22 protein-coding genes and 1 pseudogene are annotated in these 20,652 nt (G+C 71.0%); 14 read left to right on the top strand and 9 right to left on the bottom strand.

Annotated elements, in window-relative coordinates; translation table 11 throughout:
• Window positions 1-18: 18 nt before the first annotated feature.
• The 3 genes from bpln_RS27805 to bpln_RS36875 all read right to left on the bottom strand — a co-directional run bounded on the left by bpln_RS27805 (window position 19) and on the right by bpln_RS36875 (window position 2,557).
• The gene (locus bpln_RS27805; protein WP_055140616.1) at window positions 19-207 is read right to left on the bottom strand and encodes a hypothetical protein; all 189 of its coding nucleotides are present in this window, start codon (window positions 205-207) and stop codon (window positions 19-21) included.
• 558 nt (window positions 208-765) lie between these two features.
• On the bottom strand, window positions 766-2,043 hold the full coding sequence (locus tag bpln_RS27800; RefSeq protein ID WP_055140615.1) for a substrate-binding domain-containing protein: 1,278 nt from the start codon (window positions 2,041-2,043) through the stop codon (window positions 766-768).
• Between the two features lie 373 nt (window positions 2,044-2,416).
• Entirely contained in the window at window positions 2,417-2,557 is a 141-nt protein-coding gene (locus tag bpln_RS36875; protein WP_158512082.1) for a hypothetical protein, read from the bottom strand.
• Between the two features lie 75 nt (window positions 2,558-2,632).
• Between bpln_RS36875 and bpln_RS27795 the strand changes: the two are divergent.
• Window positions 2,633-3,064: pseudogene (locus bpln_RS27795) on the top strand (ATPase, T2SS/T4P/T4SS family); the annotation flags it as partial.
• Between the two features lies 1 nt (window position 3,065).
• The gene (gspF, locus tag bpln_RS27790; RefSeq protein ID WP_055140613.1) at window positions 3,066-4,283 is read left to right on the top strand and encodes a type II secretion system inner membrane protein GspF; all 1,218 of its coding nucleotides are present in this window, start codon (window positions 3,066-3,068) and stop codon (window positions 4,281-4,283) included.
• 54 nt (window positions 4,284-4,337) lie between these two features.
• Here gspF and bpln_RS27785 read toward each other — a convergent pair whose 3' ends face one another.
• Window positions 4,338-4,805: a general secretion pathway protein GspC gene (locus bpln_RS27785; protein WP_244132123.1), complete on the bottom strand. Its 468-nt coding sequence runs from the start codon at window positions 4,803-4,805 to the stop codon at window positions 4,338-4,340.
• 75 nt (window positions 4,806-4,880) lie between these two features.
• Here bpln_RS27785 and gspG point away from each other — a divergent pair, with 75 nt between their 5' ends.
• The 7 genes from gspG to bpln_RS27750 all read left to right on the top strand — a co-directional run bounded on the left by gspG (window position 4,881) and on the right by bpln_RS27750 (window position 10,560).
• Window positions 4,881-5,327: a type II secretion system major pseudopilin GspG gene (gene gspG / locus bpln_RS27780; RefSeq protein ID WP_042628372.1), complete on the top strand. Its 447-nt coding sequence runs from the start codon at window positions 4,881-4,883 to the stop codon at window positions 5,325-5,327.
• A complete protein-coding gene (locus tag bpln_RS27775) occupies window positions 5,302-5,952 on the top strand; it encodes a GspH/FimT family pseudopilin (RefSeq protein ID WP_082465465.1) in 651 nt (216 codons plus the stop codon). The genes gspG and bpln_RS27775 overlap by 26 nt, the downstream gene beginning before the upstream one ends.
• A 52-nt stretch (window positions 5,953-6,004) precedes the next feature.
• Complete coding sequence (gene gspL / locus bpln_RS27770; RefSeq protein WP_055140612.1) at window positions 6,005-7,597, top strand: type II secretion system protein GspL; 1,593 nt, start codon at window positions 6,005-6,007, stop codon at window positions 7,595-7,597.
• The gene (gspM, locus tag bpln_RS27765) at window positions 7,561-8,073 is read left to right on the top strand and encodes a type II secretion system protein GspM (RefSeq protein WP_055140611.1); all 513 of its coding nucleotides are present in this window, start codon (window positions 7,561-7,563) and stop codon (window positions 8,071-8,073) included. Before gspL ends, gspM begins: the two co-directional genes overlap by 37 nt.
• A gap of 167 nt (window positions 8,074-8,240) precedes the next feature.
• A complete protein-coding gene (locus bpln_RS27760; RefSeq protein WP_055140610.1) occupies window positions 8,241-8,993 on the top strand; it encodes a TonB C-terminal domain-containing protein in 753 nt (250 codons plus the stop codon).
• A gap of 6 nt (window positions 8,994-8,999) precedes the next feature.
• Window positions 9,000-9,548 carry an RNA polymerase sigma factor gene (locus bpln_RS27755; protein ID WP_042628369.1) on the top strand — a complete coding sequence of 183 codons (549 nt, stop codon included), beginning with the start codon at window positions 9,000-9,002 and terminating at the stop codon, window positions 9,546-9,548.
• A gap of 16 nt (window positions 9,549-9,564) precedes the next feature.
• A complete protein-coding gene (locus bpln_RS27750; protein WP_055141250.1) occupies window positions 9,565-10,560 on the top strand; it encodes a FecR family protein in 996 nt (331 codons plus the stop codon).
• An 82-nt stretch (window positions 10,561-10,642) separates the two neighbouring features.
• Here the strand turns inward: bpln_RS27750 and bpln_RS38220 are convergent, their stop codons facing one another.
• On the bottom strand, window positions 10,643-10,774 hold the full coding sequence (locus tag bpln_RS38220; protein ID WP_275472437.1) for a hypothetical protein: 132 nt from the start codon (window positions 10,772-10,774) through the stop codon (window positions 10,643-10,645).
• 204 nt (window positions 10,775-10,978) lie between these two features.
• Between bpln_RS38220 and bpln_RS27745 the strand changes: the two genes are divergently transcribed.
• Window positions 10,979-11,215 (top strand): FecR/PupR family sigma factor regulator, encoded by a 237-nt coding sequence (locus bpln_RS27745; RefSeq protein WP_042628368.1) that lies wholly within the window; start codon window positions 10,979-10,981, stop codon window positions 11,213-11,215.
• A gap of 129 nt (window positions 11,216-11,344) precedes the next feature.
• Here bpln_RS27745 and bpln_RS27740 read toward each other — a convergent pair whose 3' ends face one another.
• Together bpln_RS27740 and bpln_RS27735 are read right to left on the bottom strand one after the other, a co-directional pair.
• Complete coding sequence (locus bpln_RS27740; RefSeq protein WP_042628367.1) at window positions 11,345-11,617, bottom strand: DUF1488 family protein; 273 nt, start codon at window positions 11,615-11,617, stop codon at window positions 11,345-11,347.
• A 267-nt stretch (window positions 11,618-11,884) separates the two neighbouring features.
• Window positions 11,885-12,715: a hypothetical protein gene (locus tag bpln_RS27735; RefSeq protein WP_055140609.1), complete on the bottom strand. Its 831-nt coding sequence runs from the start codon at window positions 12,713-12,715 to the stop codon at window positions 11,885-11,887.
• Between the two features lie 181 nt (window positions 12,716-12,896).
• On the opposite strand from bpln_RS27735, the gene bpln_RS27730 reads away from it, so the two are divergent.
• Window positions 12,897-14,549, top strand: a complete 1,653-nt coding sequence (locus bpln_RS27730) for a type II toxin-antitoxin system Phd/YefM family antitoxin (protein WP_148654204.1) — start codon at window positions 12,897-12,899, stop codon at window positions 14,547-14,549.
• Window positions 14,550-14,729: 180 nt separating this feature from the next.
• On the opposite strand, the gene gspK is transcribed toward bpln_RS27730, so the two are convergent.
• Both gspK and bpln_RS27720 read right to left on the bottom strand, forming a co-directional pair.
• Complete coding sequence (gene gspK / locus bpln_RS27725; protein ID WP_055141249.1) at window positions 14,730-15,707, bottom strand: type II secretion system minor pseudopilin GspK; 978 nt, start codon at window positions 15,705-15,707, stop codon at window positions 14,730-14,732.
• A 112-nt stretch (window positions 15,708-15,819) separates the two neighbouring features.
• Window positions 15,820-16,425, bottom strand: a complete 606-nt coding sequence (locus bpln_RS27720) for a hypothetical protein (protein WP_244132110.1) — start codon at window positions 16,423-16,425, stop codon at window positions 15,820-15,822.
• Window positions 16,426-17,223: 798 nt separating this feature from the next.
• On the opposite strand from bpln_RS27720, the gene bpln_RS27715 reads away from it, so the two are divergent.
• The 3 genes from bpln_RS27715 to bpln_RS27705 all read left to right on the top strand — a co-directional run bounded on the left by bpln_RS27715 (window position 17,224) and on the right by bpln_RS27705 (window position 20,650).
• Complete coding sequence (locus bpln_RS27715; protein WP_244132111.1) at window positions 17,224-18,429, top strand: TIGR03032 family protein; 1,206 nt, start codon at window positions 17,224-17,226, stop codon at window positions 18,427-18,429.
• Between the two features lie 73 nt (window positions 18,430-18,502).
• Window positions 18,503-18,904, top strand: coding sequence for an adenylyl-sulfate kinase (locus bpln_RS38500; protein WP_209444933.1), 402 nt, complete (start codon window positions 18,503-18,505; stop codon window positions 18,902-18,904).
• Between the two features lie 93 nt (window positions 18,905-18,997).
• The gene (locus tag bpln_RS27705; protein WP_055140606.1) at window positions 18,998-20,650 is read left to right on the top strand and encodes a ShlB/FhaC/HecB family hemolysin secretion/activation protein; all 1,653 of its coding nucleotides are present in this window, start codon (window positions 18,998-19,000) and stop codon (window positions 20,648-20,650) included.
• The last annotated feature ends 2 nt before the right edge of the window (window positions 20,651-20,652 follow it).

The following is a 20,652-nucleotide window of genomic DNA, read 5'->3' as shown; positions in this document are numbered from 1 at the left end:
AGACAACGCGCCGGAGCGTCAGCGCCCGACCACCGAACCCGTGCAGACGTTGCCGTTGTTGATGTTCAGGTTGAACCCGTCGTTGTGCAACAGGAAGTCGATCCGGATTTCGGTCGGGTAAGCCGACGGCATGCTGTCGAAGCCGTCGACGTGAACAACCGAGGCATGGCCCGGGTTCGTGTCGTGCGAGGCGAGAAATATCGCCATGGCCAGTGCGGCATTCGGGGCTTGGTGGCACCGACCGAAGATGATCGGGGGCGCGCCTGAAATCGGGTAGCCGGCCGTTGGGTCGCCGGAAGCCGGTTCAGCGGGTGGGTGGCTGCCCGACCGGACCGCGCATCTGCCGTGCCCGGCGCCATCGCGGCATTCGTGTAGTTCGGTGCGTGGTACCGGCCGCCCATCGTGGTCACGAGGCTGGCAACCGGCGGTTGATACGAGCCGTACGACGTCGCGACCTGACTGGCTGGCGCCAGGAACATGGTCGTCCATGCCTGGCTCATGGTGGCAACCATCGCGCCGTTGGCGTGTGTCACCGCGATACGCGCACCGCCTTCGCCGTCTGCGCCGACGAGATTCGACGGGACTCTGCCACCGGACGAATCGGCGAATGTCGGAGAGTCGACGAACGATACGTTCGAGTTGCCGGTCGCGCCAGCCGGGGTGATCGACGGTCACCACGATTTCCAAAACCAAAACCGCGCCACGGGTTGCCCGGGGCGCGGTGCGTACTACCGCATCAGACGTCGATGCCTGCTATCGACTGTCTTAGCGACCAGCGACCGAACCCGTGCAGACGTTGCCGTTGCCGATGTTCAGGTTGAGGCTGTTGCCCGAACCCAGGAAGTCGCTCTGGATCGCGGACAGGTAGGACGACGGCACCGTATCGAAACCGTTGCCATGGATGATCGCGGCGAAGCCCGAGTTCGTGTAGTGCGTGCTCAGGAAGATCGACACGGCGCTCGTCACGTTCGGATCCTTGTAGCACTGGCTGACGATGATCTGGCTCGTGCCCGCGACCGGGTAACCCGACGTCGGGTTGCCGGCAGCCGGAACCCAGTTCAGCGGGTTGGTGGCTTGTTGGCCGGCCGGCGCGGCGACCGTGCCGATGGCCGTCGTCGCGTTCTGATAGGTCGGTGCGTAGTACACGCCGTCTTGCGCGTTCACCAGGCTGGCCACTTGCAGCTGGGCAGCGCCGGCCGACGTCGTGACCGAGCTGGACGGGGCCAGGAACGTGTTCGTGTAGTCCGGGCTCAGGTAGGCAACCGTCGCGCCGCTGGCGTTCGTGATCGCCGCACGCACGCCGCCGCTGCCGCTCGCGCCGGTGAAGTTCGACGGCAGGGCTGCACCGTGGAACGAATCCGTGAACGTCAGCGAGTCGACGAACGACACGTTCGAGTTGCCGCCCGTGCCGGTCGAGCACACTTGCGACAGGTGGCGGGTCAGCAGTTCGGTCGTGCCGCTGCCGTCGGTGCGATAGACCACCGTGATCGGGGCGCTGGTCGAGTAGGCCGAGCCCGTTTCCGGATTCGTCACCTGGTTCCAGTTCGTCAGCTTGCCCGAGAACACGCCGCACAGGTCGTTGTCGTTCAGCGCGATGCTGTGCGACTGGCCCGGCGTCGTTTGCGGGGTGGTCGTGCTGGTGATCGTTTGGCCGTTGTTGACGACCGGGATCGTGATGGCCGTGACGATGTACGGGATCTGGATCAGCGGGCCGCTCGAGCCGGCGAGCGTGTAGCCCGACACTTGCGAGGCCAGCAGGGCGGCATCGCTGTTCGCGAAGTCGACCGTGCCCGTCACGCCGGCGCCGAAGAACGTCGGCTGGTTGTTCAGGAAGGCATTTTGACCTGCGCCCGAACCGACCGAGAAGTACGTGAATGCGCCGACCGACGTGCTGAAGTTGGCGATTTCGGCCTGGATCGTCGGAGCGACGAGCGACGAGCCGCCACCTTGCACGACCGGACCGGCAGCCATGGCGGCCGTTGCACCGAGACCCGTGACGACGAGGGCCAAAACTTGACAGATCTTGCGCTTGCTGGACTTCATTCGAATTCCCCTGACGAAGATAAATGGATGCTGCTCGCTGTTGCTTGCGGCCAGACGTTGGTGCCGCGAAAGCACTGTAGTGTGAAATCCGGAAAACGAGTGTGAATTTTTAATAGCAGAAGGTACGTAACATTTGTACCCGGTATTTCAATTCGGGAGGCGGGCGAAATTCATGTTCGGCCCGTGTGACGAAAATCCGAACGGCATCCTGCCCAGGCCACGCGCCGCCGCGGGCCGGACCGCGAGGATCGCTTAAAACCCAATGCCAGAAAGGCTTAACGCGTTCCTAACCGATCGACAAGTCAATCGTATGGCGGAAGTTGCCCATCATTTTCAACGCCCTCCAGGCGCCCCGCATTCACCTCTTCAATTGTCATCCGGCACGACGCGGCGTAAATCGGGATGCGTAAAGAAATGCACCGGCAATATCGATGTGTTTATTCGTCGTGAATTTTTTTTTTACTTGATGAAGGCCAATATCGATATCGCGCGCCATTGCTTCCGGAGTGAACATGACGCGCCAAAAGGTAGCCCAACATTCGTCACGAATTTGCGCCGGTTCGCTGCTTAGTCTTGCCTGGCGTTTCCGCTGACGGGCCACCTGGTGCTGGCCACGCTGCATACGAACGACGCGGCCTCGGCCGTCACGCGCCTGACCGACATGGGCGTGGAGCCGTACCTGCTCGCCTCGTCGCTGCTCGGCGTGCTCGCGCAGCGGCTGGTGCGCCAGCTGTGCCCCGCCTGCAAGGCGCCGCGCGAGGAAGAAGGACGCACCATCTACCACCCGGTCGGCTGCGAGAAGTGCGGCCATTCCGGCTACACGGGCCGGCGCGGCGTGTACGAACTGCTGGTGGTGGACGACGCGATCCGCACGCAGATCCACAACAACGCGCCCGACTCGGAAATCCTGCGCGCGGGCCGCGCGAACGGCATGCGCACGCTGCGCGACGACGCCGAGCGCTGGCTCGCGGCCGGCAGCACCTCGCTGGAAGAAGTGATGCGCGTTACCGGAGGACACTGACATGTCGGCATTCCGTTACGAAGCGATCGATCAATCGGGCCGCACGCTCAAGGGCGTGCTGGAAGCGGACAGCGCGCGCGCCGGGCGCGGCCAGCTGCGCGGCCAGGGCCTCACGCCGCTGGTGGTCGAGCCGGCGGCGCGGCGCCGCGACGGCCGGCGCCGCCAGCGCCTCGCGCTGGGCCGCAAGCTCTCCCAGCGCGAACAGGCGATCCTCACGCGCCAGCTCGCCAGCCTGCTGATCGCGGGGCTGCCGCTCAGCGAATCGCTGTCGGTGCTGAGCGAGCAGGCCGAGCGCGAATACGTGCGCGAGCTGATGGCGTCGATTCGCGGCGAGGTGGTGGGCGGCCATACCTTCGCGAACGCGCTCACGCAGCATCCGGCCGACTTCCCGGAGATCTACCGCGCGCTGGTGGCCGCGGGCGAGCACACCGGCAAGCTCGGCATCGTGCTGTCGCGTCTGGCCGACTACATCGAGCAGAGCAACGCGCTGAAGCAGAAGATCGTGCTGGCCTTCACCTACCCGGCGGTCGTCACGATGATCGCGTTCGGCATCGTCACGTTCCTGCTCAGCTATGTGGTGCCGCAGGTCGCGAACGTGTTTACCAGCACCAAGCAGGCGCTGCCGACGCTGACGATCGTGATGCTCGCGCTGTCGAACTTCGTGCGGCACTGGTGGTGGGCCACGCTCGCGGCGATCGCGTTGGTGGTGTTCCTGGCCGGCAGGATCCTGGCGCGGCCGAAGCCGCGGCTCGCGTTCGACGCGTGGTCGCTGCGCGCGCCGCTGATGGGCAAGATCGTGCGCGGCTACAACACGGTGCGCTTCGCCAGCACGCTCGGCATCCTGAGCGCGGCCGGCGTGCCGATCCTGCGCGCGCTGCAGGCGGCCGGCGAGACGCTGTCGAACCGCGCGATGCGCGCCAACATCGACGACGCGATCGTGCGCGTGCGCGAGGGCAGCTCGCTGTCGCGCGCGCTGAACCACGTGAAGACGTTCCCGCCGGTGCTGATCCACCTGATCCGTTCCGGCGAGGCCACCGGCGACGTGACCACCATGCTCGACCGCGCGGCCGAAGGCGAATCGCGCGAACTCGAACGCAAGACGATGTTCCTGACGAGCCTGCTGGAGCCGCTGCTGATCCTGGCGATGGGCGGCGTGGTGCTGGTGATCGTGCTGGCGGTGATGATGCCGATCATCGAGCTGAACAACATGGTGCAGTGATGCGCGGCGGCTCGGGTGGCGCTAGCGGGAGCCGCGCGCGGATGAACGCGCCGCTCAGCGCACGAAGGCGTTCGGGTTGGTCGCGGCGGGCAGCGCGATCTCGCGCCGCAGGCCGTCGCGGTCGATCACGATCGAGCGCGCGCGCACCGCGACGAGCTTGCCGGCCTGGCCGAGCGCGCCGCCGATGCGCACGACGCGCGGCGGCTCGCCGCCGATGCCGACGATCGCGGCGCCGTGGCTGCCGTCGAACGACAGGACGCCGAGCAGCAGCGGCGCGCGCATCGCGTCGTCGCCGGCCTTCGAGCCGAACAGCTGCGAGCCGGCCGCGGTGTCGAACGGCGCGGGCTGGGCGGGCGCCGCGGGTGCCGGCGGCTCGGGCGCGCGCAGCACGCGCGCGGACCACAGCGCGATCGCGGCGAACGCGGTGGCGGCGGCCAGCGTCGCGACGGCCGGGCCGAGCGCCCGCAGCGTGGCGGGTGTGACGCATTGTTGAGCATGACGAAGCAATTCGGCGGCTTTCATGGTGATCGTGGCAGGCGCTGGCGCGGCTGCGATTGAAGTTGGACTACCTCCATTCTTTGACACGAGAGTGAACGGATGATGACGAGATCGACCCGCAAGGCAAGACGGCAACAGCGCGGCTTCACGCTGATCGAAATCATGGTGGTGATCGCGATCCTCGGCATTCTCGCCGCGCTGATCGTCCCGAAGATCATGAGCCGCCCCGACGAGGCGCGCCGCGTGGCGGCCAGGCAGGACATCGGCTCGATCATGCAGTCGCTGAACCTGTACCGGCTCGACAACGGCCGCTACCCGACCCAGGAGCAGGGGCTCGATGCGCTGGTGCGGAAGCCGACCGTGGACCCGCAGCCGAACAACTGGAAGGACGGCGGCTATCTGGAGCGGCTGCCGAACGACCCGTGGGGCAACGCCTATCAATATCTGACGCCGGGCACGCACGGCGCGATCGACGTGTTCAGCTACGGCGCGGACGGCAAGGCGGGTGGGGAGGGCAACGATGCCGACATCGGCTCCTGGCAGTAAGCGCGCCGCCGCCGCGCCGCCGGCCGTCACGACGTCGAGCACGACGTCGATCACGGCTTCGCCGGCCGGCGGCGCCCCGGCCGCCCCGGCCGCCCCGCCGCCGGCCGGCCGCCCACGGCCGCCGCGCGCGCGCCGCCGTGCCCCGCGTCCGCCGCGCGTCGCGCGCCGCGAGCGGGCGTTCACGCTGATCGAGATGCTGGTGGTGCTGCTGATCGCGGGCCTGCTGATCGCGGCCGTCACGCTCGCGCCGTCGCGCAACCGCCGCACCGAACTCTCGGAGGAGGCGCAGCGGCTCGCGAGCCTGCTGGAGTCGGCCGGCGACGAGGCGCAGGTGCGCTCGCTGCCGATCGCCTGGCAGCCGGTGAACGGCGGCTACCGCTTCATGCAGCGCGCCGAGAGCGGCGACTGGCGCACGCTCGGCGACGATCTGTTCCGGCCGCGTCGCTGGGGTGCCGAGGTGACGGACGTGGCGATCCGCTACAGCGACGGCGGCAAGCCGCTGTCGCGCGTGGTGATCGGCGACGAGAGCATCGACGCGCCGGTCACGATCACGCTGTCGTCCGGATCGACCCGGCTCGAGGTCGTCTCGACCGGCATCGGCAATTTTATCGTGCGGCGGCCATGACGCGCCGTCCGCCCATCCTGTTCATGCACCACGGACATTCCGGAAGCCTGCGATGTCGAGCCTGATCGTCCTGTTGCCGCCGCTCGATGCCCTCGACGCCGCGAGCTGGCGCGACGCGCCCTTGCCCTATGCGCGCTTCGACCGCCACGGGCGCCTCGAACGCGCGGGCGTGGCCGCCGCCGGCGCCTGGCCCGCGGCCGGCGCGACGGTGCTGGTGCTGGCCGCGCGCGACACGCTGCTGCTCGACGTGACGCTGCCGCCCGTGACCGGCGCGAAGCTGCGACGCCTCCTGCCGAACGTGGTCGAGGAACACCTGATCGACGATCCGCAGCGCTGCCACGTGGCGGTCGGCCCGGCGCTGGCCGGGCAGACGCAGCGGCAGGTCGCGGTGGTCGATCGCGAGCGCTTCGGCGCGCTGCTCGACGCGTTCGCGGCGGGCGGCCATCGGCGCCTGCGCGCGGTGCCGCTGATCCACTGCATGCCGCCGGGCGCGGCGGCCGAACCGGCGCTGGCGCCGCCCGGTGACGCGACGCGCAGCGAGCCCTGCCTGAGCGACGCGACGCCGGCCGCCGCGGATGCCAATTCGGTACCCCCGGCGGTCGCGGTCGATGATGCAACTAACTGTCCACCCGAAACGCCCCCGCCGGTGGCCGACGTGCTGATCGTCTCGCGCGTGCCGCGCGGCGGCGCGGCCGCCGACGGCGAGCAGGACGAGGCCGGCCCGGGCTGGCTCGACGTGGCGGTGAAGCAGGGCCGTTCGGGCTTCGGCTTCGCGACGCACGCGTCGGCGCTCGACGGCTCGATCGCGAGCCTCGCGAGCCGCCAGCGCGTCACGGTCCATGCGCTGGCCGTGACGCCGGTCGCTGAGCCGGTCGATGCGCTGGCCGTGACGCCGGCCGATGAGCCGGCCGATGAGCCGGCCGGCGCCGCCGTGGTGGCGACCGTCGCTGCGACCACGGCCACCGCCATGGCGGCCGCGGCCGTGGTGACCGTGGGCGACGCGGCACCCGAGACCGTCGCGAGCGCGCCGGCCACCGCCGCCGCGCCGCTCGCCAGCGCGTTTCCGCTCGCGGCCCGCACGATGCCGTGGGAGACGCTCGCGCGCGGCGCGCTCGGCTGCCCGTTCGATCTGTGCCAGTTCGAGTTCGCGCCGGGCGCGCGCGGCGGCGGCGCCTCGGCGGCCGGCCTGCGGCCGTGGCGGTTCGCGATCGGTGTCGCGGCGGCGGCGCTGGCGCTCGCGCTGGTGACGGTCAACCTCGACTGGTACCGGCTGCGCGCGCGCGAGGCCGCGCTGACCGCGCAGATGTCGGACCTGCTGCGCGCCGCGTTGCCCGGCACCCACACCGTGCTCGATCCGCCGGCCCAGCTGCACGCCGGCGTCGAGCGCCTGCGCGCCGAGGCCGGCGAGCCGCGCGCCGACGATTTCGCGGTGCTGGCCGCCGCGCTCGCGCGCGCGCTCGGCCCGGTGCCGTCCGATGCGATCGCCACGCTCGACTACCGTGACGGCGGGCTCGAACTGACGTTCAAGCCCGGCACGCCGCTCGACGCCGACGGCCTGCGCCGTCGCCTGCAGGCCCAGGGCCTGTCCATCCAGGAGGACAACGCGAAATGGACCCTCGGTTCGGCGCGGCACGCGAAGCCGTAAGTACCTGGTGGGAGGCACGCACGCCGCGCGAGCGCACGCTGCTGCTGGCGGTCGGCTCGGTGGCGGCCGTCGCCTTGATCCACTCGGCGCTCTGGGAGCCGGCCGACACCGGCCGCGCGCGCGTGGCGGCGCGGCTGCCGGCGCTGCGGACGCAGTGGGTCGCGATGCGCGCGGAAGCCGACGCGGCGCGCCGCCTGCGCGCGGCCACCGCCGCGCACGCGCCCACCGGCGGCGCGCTGCGCGACGCGCTGTCGGCCTCGCTCACGCAGGCGGGCCTGGCCGGCGCGCAGCTGATGGTGGCCGGCAACGCGATCCAGGTCGACATCAAGGGCGTGCCGTTCGGCGCCTGGATGGACTGGCTCGAACGCGCGCGCCGCGAGCAGCACGTGCGGGTGGCCGCCGCCCACGCGAGCGCCGGCGGCAAGCCCGGCATCGCGACGGTGTCGGCCACGCTGCAGCCGGCGGCGGCGCCGTAGGCATGCGGTAGATATGGCATGCGGCACGACGATTGCTTCGAAACATGGCATGGGTCACCGGACTGTCACACGGCCCGATCACAATCGGTCGTTCGATCGACGCGAGGCCGATCCGCGTTCTCGCGGCATGGCGGCGGCCGCGCCATGCCTCATCCGGCCGGGGTTTCATGACACGTTTTCGGCCGCCTGCCGGCTTGTTCGCGCTGCTCGCCTGCCTGTGGCTGCTGGCGTGGCCGGCGTGCCGCGCGGCGGCGCAGACGGTGTCGGCGCCGTCCGACGCCGGGCCGCCCGCGGCCGGCACCGCGCGCTTCGACCTGCCGGCCCAGCCGCTCGCCCGTGCGCTGCAGAGCTTCGCCCGCGTCACGGAGCTGGTGGTGCTGGCACCGGCGCCGCTGCTGGAAGGCCGCATGAGCGCGCCGCTGGAGGGAGATTACGCGCCGCGCGACGCGCTGCGGCGCGTGCTGGTCGGAACCGGTCTGCGGGCCGATTTCACGCAGCCGGACGAAGCGATCATCGTCGCCGATCCGGCATCGAGGGGGCTGGCCGCGACGCCGACGGACAACGGATCCGACGGCGCGCTGCCGGTCGACGGCATCGAGGGATCCGCCGAGCGCCGCGCGTTCGCCGGAACGCTGCAGGAACGCATGATCGAGGCGCTTTGCGCGCAGCCGGCCGCCGTGCCGGGCAGCTATCGATTCGTGGCGCAGCTGCGCATGGATGAAAAGGGGGCAGTCGTGGCGGTGAACAAGGTGACATCGAGCGGTCAGGCCGTGCGAGACGCGGCGATCCTGCGTGCGCTGCGCGCGTTGCAGCTCGACACCGCACCGCCGGCAGGCCTGCCGCAGCCGGTGACGATCCTGCTGCGCCCGACCGGCAACGGCGTCCATTTCCGCTGCCCGTCGGCGGCGGGCGGGAACTGAGCGGCCATGTCCGATACTTCCCGCGCGGGCCTGAGGAAACTCATCGCGTCGCGCTATTTGCACCTCGTGCGGCGCCTCGAGCGCGCGACCGGCTCGAAGGACAACGCCGCCGACGCGCTGCACGAGACGTGGCTGCGGCTCGAGAACGCCAACGTCTCGACCCAGATCGGCAACGCCGACGCGTATATTCTCGGCATGGCGAGCAACGTCGCGATCGACCAGCATCGCCGCGAACGGCGCCATCTGCACGAGGACGACATCGAGGCCGTGCTCGAGTTGCCCGACGAACTGGCCGATCCCGAGCGGATCGTGGCCGCGCGCCGCAAGGTGGACGCGCTCAAGGACGTGCTGCAGGGGCTCACGCCGCGGCGCCGCGCGATCCTGGTGGCCGCGCGCGTGGACGGCCTGCTCAACCGCGAGATCGCGGAGCAGTTCGGCATTTCGCTGCGCCTCGTCGAGAGCGAGCTGAGCGCCGCCATGAAGCATTGCCTGCAGCGCATGCAGGAAGACGACGATACGTATCCGGGTTCGCGTGGCGGACCCCGCAAATTTTGATTTGAGCAACCCGACGATGACGAATGCCGAGCTCGACCCCGCCGACGACGCGCACGATACCGCCAGCGCGTGGCTGCTGCGGCTGCGCTCCGGCGAAGCGGGGCCGGCCGACGTCGACGCGTTCGAACGCTGGTGCGCCGAGCACCCGGCCCGCGCCGGGCGCCTGCGCGAAACCTGGAGCCTGCTGCGTACCGCGGCCGGCGAGTTGGCACGCGACGAACGCGCGGGCGGCGTGGCCTGGACCGGCGTCGCGAAGCGCGAGCGCGCGATGCGCACCGGGCGGCGCGCGTTCATCGGCTTCGCGGTGGCGGCGGGCGCGTCATGGCTGGCGGTCCGGCCGCCGCTCGGGCTGTGGCCGTCGCTCGGCGACCTGGCCGCCAACTATCGCACCGGCACCGGCGAGCAGCGGCAGATCGTGCTGTCCTCGCGCGTGACGGTGGAGATGAACACCCAGACCCGGCTCGACATGATCGGCTCGCAGGATGCGCAGGGCTTCGAGCTCGTCGCCGGCGAGACCGAGATCGACGCCGCCGCGCCGGTGCCGGGTCGCGCCGATCCGGTGCGGCCGGTGACCGTGGTGGCCGGGCGCGGCCGCATCGACGCCGCGGTGGCGCGCTTCAACGTGCGCCGCATGGACGGGCAGGTCTGCGTGACCTGCATGTCGGGCAGCCTCACGCTCGACCATCCGGGCGGGCGGCGCACGCTCGTCGCGGCCGAGCAGGTGGTCTACGACGACCGGCGCGTCGATCCGGTCACGCGCGTCGACACCGGGCCGGTCACGGCGTGGCGGCGCGGCGTGCTGGTGTTCAACGACGTGCCGCTGTCCGACGTGGTCGAGCAGATCAACCGCTACCGGCCCGGCAAGGTGATCCTGCGCAACGCCTCGCTCGGCGAGAACCGCATGCAGGCGCAGTTTCCGATCGCGCGCGTCGACAGCGTGATCGACCTGCTCGGGCGGCTCTACGGCGCGCACATCACGCGGCTGCCCGGCAACATCGTGCTGGTGACCTGAAGCACCGCGCCGCCGTTTCAGTCGCCGTCGGTCCGGTGCATTCCGTATTCCCGTTGCCTCTGGTTCGCGACTCGCCACGCCATCAGGCGGTGCTCGCGCCCGCCTGAATCTTCGCGTCCCTTCCTTCGCCCGCAGCCGGCGGCGCGCGCCGCGATGTTTCGTTCTCCATCTCGTTTCCGCCTGCCCGGCAATCCGGTTCGCGATGCAGCTTCATCGGTTTTACCGGGCTTTTCGCACTTTCGCGCTGCGGGTTCGATGCACCTTGAAGCGACTATGTCCATGAGAGGCGCCGTCGCGCGGCCGTGGATTCGCGGCCCGGCGACGTACCGCTGCATCCGGTGCGGGAGGGGAGGCCGCGCGCGCCGGAACGACGGCGGGCGGACGAGACGGCGGAGATTGAACTGCGAGGGACGGCAGCATGACGAGCGTGTCGGAGGCTGAGGGGCGGGACGGCGCGGTGCCGATGACCGAGGAGGTCATTCAGGAGGGCGCGATTCGCTGGCTGCTGTGGCTGCGCGTGGACGACGGCGCCGAGCGAGGGTTCGCCGCGTGCGAGCGCTGGTGCGCGCAGAGCGTCGCGCACGCGGATGCGATGCATGACGTGCTGTGGTTGTGGGCGGCGTTGCGGATGCTCGGCGTGAACGATCTGCACTGAGCCATCTGCACCGAGCGCGCCGCACCGGGCAAGCCGCGGCGCGACGGCCGGCGCCGCGCGTGGATCGGGATGAAGGGGGAGGGGGCGACTGGCGGGCCGACGCGTTGGCGGCGGCCCGCGCGGGGGGATTCAGCGCAGATCGTCGGGCGTGAGCGTGACGCGTTCGCCATGCGACGCGTTGGTGATGCGCTGCTCGATCGCGCGCATCAGGCGCTGCTTGCCCAGTTCGAACGCGAGCAGCAGTTGCTGCGGGCTGGCATCGGCGGCGCCGAGGCGCTGGCGCAGCGTTTCGGCCGACAGCGCGTAGGCGGTGTAGCCCCAGCCGGGCGCATAGGCGGAGAACCGGATCGAGTCGCTATCGGTAACAACCGGAGCGGTCAGGCGGAGGGAGTTCGGCGTCATCGCAGGGATCCGTTCGTTGATACGGAGGCGATTGTGGCATACGACATCGTACCTGCCTACCCGTCACGGAAAGAATCGTGCCGCGGCGGCCGATCGCGGCCGGCCCGGGCGAGGTGGAAAAGAAAATCTGCGGGTTAGGCGAGCCCGCGGCGACCTAGTAAACGAGGGCCGTGCAGCGGCGAACGGATGCCCGGTCGAGGGCGGCAGCCGGATCGTCGCGCGTGGCAGTGGCCGACGACATCGGGGGACAACGTGACATCGATGCGGTCAGTTCGGCACCGGGCCGTCGTCGCGGGCGTGAGCGCGCGCGGCGGCCCAGGTGGCGTCGAGCGGGTCGTCGACGCTGCGATACGGTTCGAGCAGAAACGGAAAACGTTCGACGAACGGAGCAGACGCCTGCAGCGCCACGATATGGTCGATCATCCAATGCATCAAATCGCCGCCGGTGCGGACCTGCCCGGGCAGCCACTCGGGCATGGCCGCGAACAGCGCGGCGAAGGCCTGCCAGCGCGACGGCCGGTCGTTGTCGCCGGGCCGGAAGTAGGTGGCGAGGCCGACGTCGTCGTGATCGGTCAGCGCGCCGACGAACAGGCCGCGCGGGGTCGGCACGGCCAGCTGCCGCCAGTGCTCGGCGCGCGCCAGCCCGCGGATCACGCGGGCCAGCACGAACGCGATGCGCGTCTCGTGCTCGATCTCCGTCAACGCCATCGCGCCGTTGCGCTGCATGCAGCGCGCGACCGCGTGCGGCCGGATCGCGGTGGTCGCGAAACTGCGCAGCACCAGGTCGGGCACCGTCAGGTGCAGCTCGAACTCGCGCAGGCCGTGCTCGGCGCTCATCGTCGCGAAATTGACGAACAGGCCCTCGCGGCCGCCGAGCGGGCCGACGTAGGGTTCGAGCCCGAGCCGCGCGAGACGCGGCGCGATCTGGCGGGACAGCAGGCGCATCAGGTTGCGGCGGTTGCGCTCGCCGGCGAAGGTGTCGAGCGCGCGCGTGATCACGTCGCTGATCTCCCAGCGCCGCGCCTCCGCGACGAGTCGCGGCGAACCACTCAGGTCGAATCGTGCGCGGCCGTGGGCCACGCGGGGGTCTACGTACATGCGGGGGCCTCGTGCGCCATCGGTGTGCGGTGCCGCGCGGCGTCGCGAACCGTCGCGATGCACCCGATGCTCATGCGCCAATTGCGGCGCGTCAAGTTCGACGGCCCGCGCGCGCCGGAGGTTCCGCGCCGCGCGGCGCCCCAACCCCCTTCAACCCAGAGGTGACCAGGTGATACGCACGGTGTTGGAACGCTTTGTCGAGCACAGCCCGATGGCGATCATGGCGCGGCTCGTGATGCAGTGCGCGATCGACGACCAGTGGCTCGAGGCCGCCGAAATCGATGACGACGCGGACCGCGAGCCGCTGCGCGAGGCGCTGATCGCCTGCGTGGCCGACGCGGTGGTGGCGATCGGCGAGGCCCTGCGCCCCGGCGCATCGACGGGGGCCGCGACCGGCGCCGTGATGGGCGCCGGCTTCGCGCCGGCCGTGACCGCGCTGCACGACCGCATGAGCCGGCTGCGCGCCGGCTGGGGCCGCGCGCTCGTGAAGGACGGCACGGCGCTGCTGCTGCCGCTCGCCACGCGCCGCGCCAACGACTGGGCCGACGCGGCCGGCGGCCTGCGGGTGCGCGTGCTCGACGGCGGCGCGCTGCCGTCGGGGCTCGCCTGCACGCCGGGGCCGGACGGCTGCGTGGTGTTCGATCCCGACGAGACCGGCGGCCTGCCGCCGGGCCTGCTGCCGGTCTACGATCCCGAGCACGGCATGGTGGTGGATCTGGTGCCCTACGAGCGCGGTCGCGTCCATGAGCGCGCGTTCGTCGGCTCGCTGCTCGAATCGGTGCAGCCCGGCGAGCTGTGGGTGATCGACGGCCGCTTCAGCACCGCCGCGATCCTGGCCGGCTGGCCGCGCGGCAGCGGCGTGTTCGTGCTGCGCGAGCACGGCTGCGCGCCGGTCTGGCATCCGCACGGCGAGGCGCGCGAGATCGGCGAGTTCGACGGCGGCCGCGTGTTCGAGCAGCCGGTGGCGATGATCGGCGACGCGCCGGGCGAGGCCGCCACGGTGTTCCGCCGCGTCGAATGGCGCCCGGACGAGCCGGGCCGCGACCGCGTCGGCGTGCTGACCAACGCGCCGGCCTCGCTGATCGACGCGCCGCGGGTGATGCGCCTCGCGCGCGCGCGATGGCGCCAGACGCTGCCGCTGCGCGTCGATCCGGTGTTCGACGGCGCGCTGACCGCCGACGTGGCCGCGCGCGCGCTGCCGCTCGCGCGCGGCATCGTGGCGACCGCCTACAACGTGTTCAGCGTGATGGCGAGCGCGGTGACGGGCGAGCTCGCGCTCGACGCGCGCGACGCCGAACGCCTGCCCGCGCATGTCGCCGGCGGCGTGCGCGGCGCCTACATCGGCATGATGATCGCGCTGCCGCCGGCCTGGTGGCAGCGCTACGACCTGCTGTCGATCGGCACGCTCGGCACGCTGCTGCGGCTGCTCGCGCATCACGTCGATCCGCGCAGCGAACGGCGCAAGCGCCGCGAGCACCGGCTCTCGGCCAAGTCGCAGACGCTGCTGCGCGCCGCCACGCTCGACCGCCTGCTGCACGACGACAACGACGACCTGACCTCGAACGTGTTCAGCCTGCGCACCATCGCGATGGCCACGCGCGACTTCAGCAGCAATCCGTCGAAGGCGCTGCGCCATGCGAGCGAGGCGCTCGTGATGGTGACCAAGTACAACCGTCCGATCGCGCTGCTGGTGTCGATCGAGGACTGGAACCGGCTGCTCGGCGAGGTGCGCGAGACCAGCGTGAGCCGCCTGTCGCTCGACGGCGGCGGCCCGGTGCAGCGCGTGCCGGCCGTGAGCGCCGCGGCGGGCCTCGGCGAGGCGCCGCTCAACTGACGCGAACCGGCGCGGCGCGCGAGGTGGGGCGGCCGGCTTCGATCCGCTTCGTCGAGTCCGCCACCCCGGCGAGCGGCTCCCCGGTTTCATGCCGTCTTGCGGCTTCCCGCGCGCCGGGCCGTCATGGCCGGCGCGCGACGTCGTTTGCGCGGGGGATTGAGGGATGGCGCGTCCGGCCGCTCAGGTCGTCACGCGATGGACCCAGAGCACCTCGGTCCACGAAAACAGACCGGTGCCGTAGCGCGCGATCAGCGTATCGACGCGCAGGTTCAGCCGCGCCGAATGGATCCGGCAGTGGGCCAGGAAAAAGCTGCTGTCGACGCCGGCGAGCGAGCCGTCGGGCAGGCTCGGCGTGCCGGTCTGCACCGGCAGCAGGTAGGCCGCCACCTCGCCCGTGTTGACGAAATAGGCGGTGTTGCGCCGCTCGGCGAGCCGGTGCGCCTGGCTGCGCGACAGGCTCGGGATCGCGGCCACCAGCACCGGCTCGGCGGCGGTGTTCACGTTCACCGTGGTCAGGTCGGGCAGCAGCGTGACGTAGGGCGCCAGCGCCTCGACCGTCTTCGCGCTGTAGCCGGGGATGCGCGTCAGGTCGTCGGCGGTGACGAGCTGCAGCGGCCAGCCGCCCGGGCCCGGCGTCGGGCGCAGCGAGTTCAGCATGGCGTCGGCGGTGCGTTGCGCGAGTTCGGGATCGAGCGAGAGCTCGCCGAGCAGCCGCCGGTAGGCCAGCACGCCCTCGCCGTTGGCCTGCCACGGGCGCCCGGCGCCGGGGCGCGAGACCAGGTTGCCGAGGTTGAAGCGCGATTGCGCGTCCTCGACGTGGCCGGAGATCCAGGCATGCGCGAGATCGGCGTTGACGGCCAGCGCGTCGGGCGGCAGGAAGTCGGCCAGCTGCACGTCGGCCACCGGCGCCGACCAGGGCTGGCCGAGGAACGTGACGTTCGAGGTCTGCATCTGCGCGTGCAGCTGCGCGCGCGCCCATTCCACCGCCGCGCGCTCGGCCCATAGCGCCTGCGTGGCGAGCCGCTGGTTCTCGACGTCGCGCGTGGCGACCTGCTCGCGCCAGACGATGCCGGCGGCGAGCGTCGCCGCGAGCGCGACGACCAGCAGCACCGTGACGATCGCGATGCCGCGCTGGCGGCCGGCGGTGGATGCCCGCATGGTGGATTTCGCTCCGGGGATGCCCGCGCCGATGCGTGGGGCGGTACGCGCGACGCGGCGCCGGTGATGCGACGGCGCCCGGGTCGTGCCGTCATCATGGCGCCGCTTCATGTCATTCATCGAACGCGAGCCACGCGTGCAGCAGGCTCGCGTGCAGCGACGAGGCGATGCCGAAGCCGCCCACCAGCAGCACGATGCGCGCGGCGAACGCGATGCCGCCGGCGCCGTCCGCCGCCACGCTCAGCAGGCCGATCAGTTCCTCGCTCGAATGCGAGGCCCAGAGCAGCAGCGCGAACAGGCCGCAGGCCACGGCGAGCCCGATCACGAACAGGTTCGCGGCCGCCGGGCGGCGCGCCGTGAACGGCGCCTGATGATGCCGCTGGTTGGTGGCGACGATCGCGATGCCGTTGGCGACCGGCACGATCGCCATCGCGGCGGCCCAGAAGAACGGCTGGTCGCTGTCCGGATTGATCAGCAGCAGCGTGCCGATCGCCCAGAACGGCGGCGCCAGCAGGCTCGTCAGCAGCCACGACAGCAGTTGCCACGGCAGCCACGGCGCGCGCCAGCGCAGCGGCCGGGCGAACGGCGCGCGCGTGCCGCGGCTCGCGCGGCCGCCGCGCGCAGCGACGCCCGCCGTCTGCGCGGCGGCCAGGCGGGCGGCGAGCCAGCGCCGGACTATCGTGGCGATCGACATGCTCTCACCGTTGGGGTTCTCCATGCCTCGTGAAGGCGGGGGTCGTGGGCGAACGCCATGCCATCGGGCCGGCATCCCCCCGGTACCGTTTTTCGTACCGTCAATTGTCAAGACGGATCGGCGCGCGCGGACCCGCAAATGGTTTGCAAACGATGTCATCGGGGCGCGCCGGTTTGGCCGCGCGCGTTCGCGGGTGAGCGACGGCATCGTGGCGATGAAGGCGTCGAATCGGGTTTCGTTTCCGCGCGTCGCGAATTCGCGCGAGGTGTCACAAAAATTGACCGGTTGTGGTCCGACGATAGGCGCGCGGTTCACGTTGGATGCGGGCCGCACGGCGGCCGGGCGCGCGAGAGAGGGCGCGCAGGCGACGGACAGGGCGGCGGCACGCGCGGATTTCGCGCCGCGCCGGTGCGTCGCCGGGTACGGGCGGCCGGAACAGGAATACAGACGTCGGTGACGACGCGATGCGCGACCGGCGGGCCAGGCCGGCGCGATGCTCCCGCACCGATGTGGACGGCGGATCGCACCACCCCGCCGACCGCTTCATTTCCTCTCTCGACCGGATGCGCCGCCAACGCGGCGCGGCACGCGGCCATGCGCGCGATCGGGGCCGATCGTCGTCCGGCGGGCGCATGCCGCCGCGGGCATCACGAAACGACGACGCCTGAAAAAAGCCTGCGGCAAATCACGCGTCGTTCCGTCTAGTAGCTGTGAGCCGCTTCGAGTCCGGCCGCGCCGATGCGGCGCGCCGGCGAAGCGCGGATCGACCGCGAGCCGGCGCATGCCATGCCGGCCGCGCGACAACGGATGGATGGGGAGCCAGTGGAACAGATCGGTAGCGCGGCATCGCCGGCCGCGACGCGGGACGGCGCGGCGCCGGGGCTCGCGACGGCGCGGCCGGCCGGGGCCGGCGGGGACGAGGCACGGGACGCCGCGCGGGACGAGGCGGCGCCGACCATCAACCTGCGCGACACCGGGCGTTTCGTCGAGGTGCTCTCGCGGCTCGGCTGTTCGCTCGCGATCAGCCGGCGCCCGTCGGGCGTGGCGATCCTCGGCGTCGACAACGGCGTGCCGACGCTGTCGGCCTGCCCGCTGCCGCGCTCGATGGGCATGGCGGTGTCGAACCAGCGGCTCGCCGTGGCGACGGTCAACGAGCTGATGATCTTCGCCAACGTGTCGACGCTCGCGCCGCACTACCCGCCGCGCACCGATTACTACGACGCGATGTTCGTGCCGCGCCAGACCTACTGCACGGGCGACCTCGACCTGCACGACATGGTGTTCGACAAGCAGGTGGTGCTCGCGGTCAACACGCGGTTCTCGTGCATCTGCGTGATCGACGGTTTCTTCAACTTCACGCCGATCTGGCAGCCGCCGTTCGTCACGGCGCTGCAGGCGGACGACCGCTGCCACCTGAACGGCATGGCGTTCCACGAGGGCAAGGTTCGCTTCGCCACGGCGCTCGCGCGCAGCGACGCGCCGTTCGGCTGGCGCGAGCAGATGGCGCACGGCGGCATCCTGATGGAGGTGCCGTCGGGGCACGTGCTGGCCTCGGGGCTGTCGATGCCGCATTCGCCGCGCGTGATCGGCGACCGCCTGCACGTGCTCGAGGGCGGGCGCGGGCGCGTGCTGCAGATCGATCCCGCCACCGGCGCGCAGCGCGTGCTGGCGACGCTGCCCGGATTTACCCATGGGCTCTGCGAATACGGCGGCGTGCTGTTCGTCGGGCTGTCGCGACTGCGCGAGCGGCGCGGGCCGCAGGGCCTGCCGATCGAGGCGCGGGCGGGCGGCCTGGTGGCCGGCGTGGCGGCGCTCGACGCGGCCGGCGGCGAGGTGCTCGGCATTCTGCAGTTCTTCAACGGCGTGGACGAGGTGTTCGACGTGCAGGTGATGCCGGAGGTGCGCCGCGCCGAAATCCTGAGCCCGCAGCAATGGCTCGACACGCCCTCGATCGTGACGATGCACGGCGGCTTCTGGCAGCTGAGGCCGCGCGAGGACGACGAGGACGCGGCGCGCGCGGCGTCGTGAACGAAGATGGAGACGAAAGTTTGCGGGTTGGCGGTTTCCGCTTCGTCTTTACCGATAAGCAGCCCGAATCGCGATGAGCCGACGGCGGGCGCGCGCACCGAAGCCGGTGCCGGGACGGCCGCGCGCGGTGATCGGCGAGCCGTATCGCGAGGTGTACGTCGACACCGCGCTCGGCGTGTGCGAGGCGCGCGAGCCGAAAGGGCCGCACGCCCGGACGCGGCGCGGCGCGCCGCCGGGATTCACGGGACCGAAGCGCCGTATGAACCGCCGCGCGCGCCGGACCTGGTGCTCGATACCTGCGCGAGCGAGCGCGACGTTCGTATCGACGCGCTGCCGCGGTTCACGCTCGAGGCCCGCGCGGTGCGGCCCGCGGGCGGCGCGCGGCAGCGGCCGCACGGGCCACGGGAACGGATGCGGGACTGAACGGATCGTGCGCCACGGGGCACGACGCACGTCGATCGATCGGGATGACTAAGTATTTGTCATCAAGCTGCAACACGGGTTGGATAGCGCGGGTCGCACGAGCCCGCGCGACTGGCAGGATCCGAGACAAAAAGGGGAAGGGCGCATGCCGCCGAGAGTAGACCACCAACCGCACGAACCGAGGCGAGTGCGCCGCCGTTGCCTGGCCGGCGTCGCCCTGGTCGGAGGCCTGAGCCTCGCGTCCGGCGCCCGGGCGCAGGACGCCGATGCCGGAGCAAGACCGGCGCCGGCGGGCGCCGCGCCGGCCGCGCCGCGCAGGTTCGACGTCAACGAGTTCATCGTGCGCGGCAACACCATGCTGCAGCCGCTCGACATCGAGAAGGCGGTGTATCCGTATGAAGGGCCGGGCCGCACGCTCGACGACGTCAACGCGGCGCGCGACGCCCTGCAGAAGGTGTACCAGGACCGCGGCTACCAGTCGGTCGTGGTCGAGCTGCCGCAGCAGCAGGTGAAGGACGGCGTGATCCTGCTGCAGGTGACCGAGGCGAGGATCGGCCGGCTGCGCGTGGAAGGCGCGCAATACAACTCGCCGCAGAACATCCGCGACGCGGTGCCCGCGCTCGCCGAGGGCAAGGTGCCCGATTTCACCGAGGCGCAGGCGCAGCTGTCGGACCTGAACCGCTCGGCGGACCGCCAGGTGGTGCCGGTGCTCAAGCCCGGCGTGATGCCGCAGACGGTGGACGTCGACCTGAAGGTGGATGATCACAGCCCGCTGCACGGCTCGCTCGAACTGAACAACGACAACAGCCCCGGCACCTCGCTGCTGCGCACCACGGCCACGCTCAGCTATACGAACCTCTGGCAGCTCGGGCACATCATCTCGGGCACCTACGTGGTGGCGCCGCAGCATCCGACCGATGCGCGCGTCTACGCGTTCTCGTATCTCGCGCCGATCCAGGACACGCACTGGAGCTTTCTCGCCACGATCGTCCACTCGGACAGCAACGTCGCGTCGGTGGGCGGCAGCAACGTGCTCGGCAAGGGCACCACCTACGGCTTCACCGCGATCTACGCGCTGCCGTCGTCGGACACCTATTCGCAGAACCTGAGCGTGGAGATCGACCACAAGCATTACGACGAGGACGTCAACCTGGTCGGGCAGACCTCGGCGGCGCCGCTCACGTACCTGCCGGTCACGATCTCGTACACCAGCCAGCTGAACCTGAAGCAGTCGTCGACCTCGTTCTCGGCGGCGCTCGTCACCAACATCCGCGGCATCGGCAGCAGCGCCAACGACTGGGACAACAAGCGCTTCAACGCGACGCCGGACTTCCTCTACGGCAAGTTCGACATCAATCACACGCAGCGCTTCAAGAACGACACGCAGGCCAGCGCGCACGTCAGCGCGCAGATCGCGAACTCGCCGCTGGTCTCGAGCGAGCAGTTCTCGGCGGGCGGCATGAACAGCGTGCGCGGCTACCTGCAGGCCGAGGACACGGCCGACAGCGGCGTGATCGGCTCGCTCGAACTGCGCAGCCCGTCGCTCGCGAACCGGCTCGGCAGCCGCGTGGACGAGCTGCGCTTCCACGCGTTCGTCGATGCCGCGCACCTGTGGCTGCTGAGCCCGCTGGTGGAGCAGACCTCGAGCTTCAACCTGCTCAGCGTCGGCTTCGGCATGCGCGCGACCTTGTTCAAGTACGCGAGCGCGGATTTCGAGGCCGGCTGGCCGTTGAAGGCGGGTGTCTACACGCGGCAGTACAGCCCCCGGTTCGATTTCTATGTACGACTGGGTTTCTGACC

Source organism: Burkholderia plantarii (genome assembly GCF_001411805.1).
Taxonomy (GTDB): Bacteria; Pseudomonadota; Gammaproteobacteria; order Burkholderiales; family Burkholderiaceae; genus Burkholderia; species Burkholderia plantarii.
The sequence above is the reverse complement of the archived record's forward strand: the minus strand, read 5'-3'. Positions and strand labels throughout refer to the sequence as shown.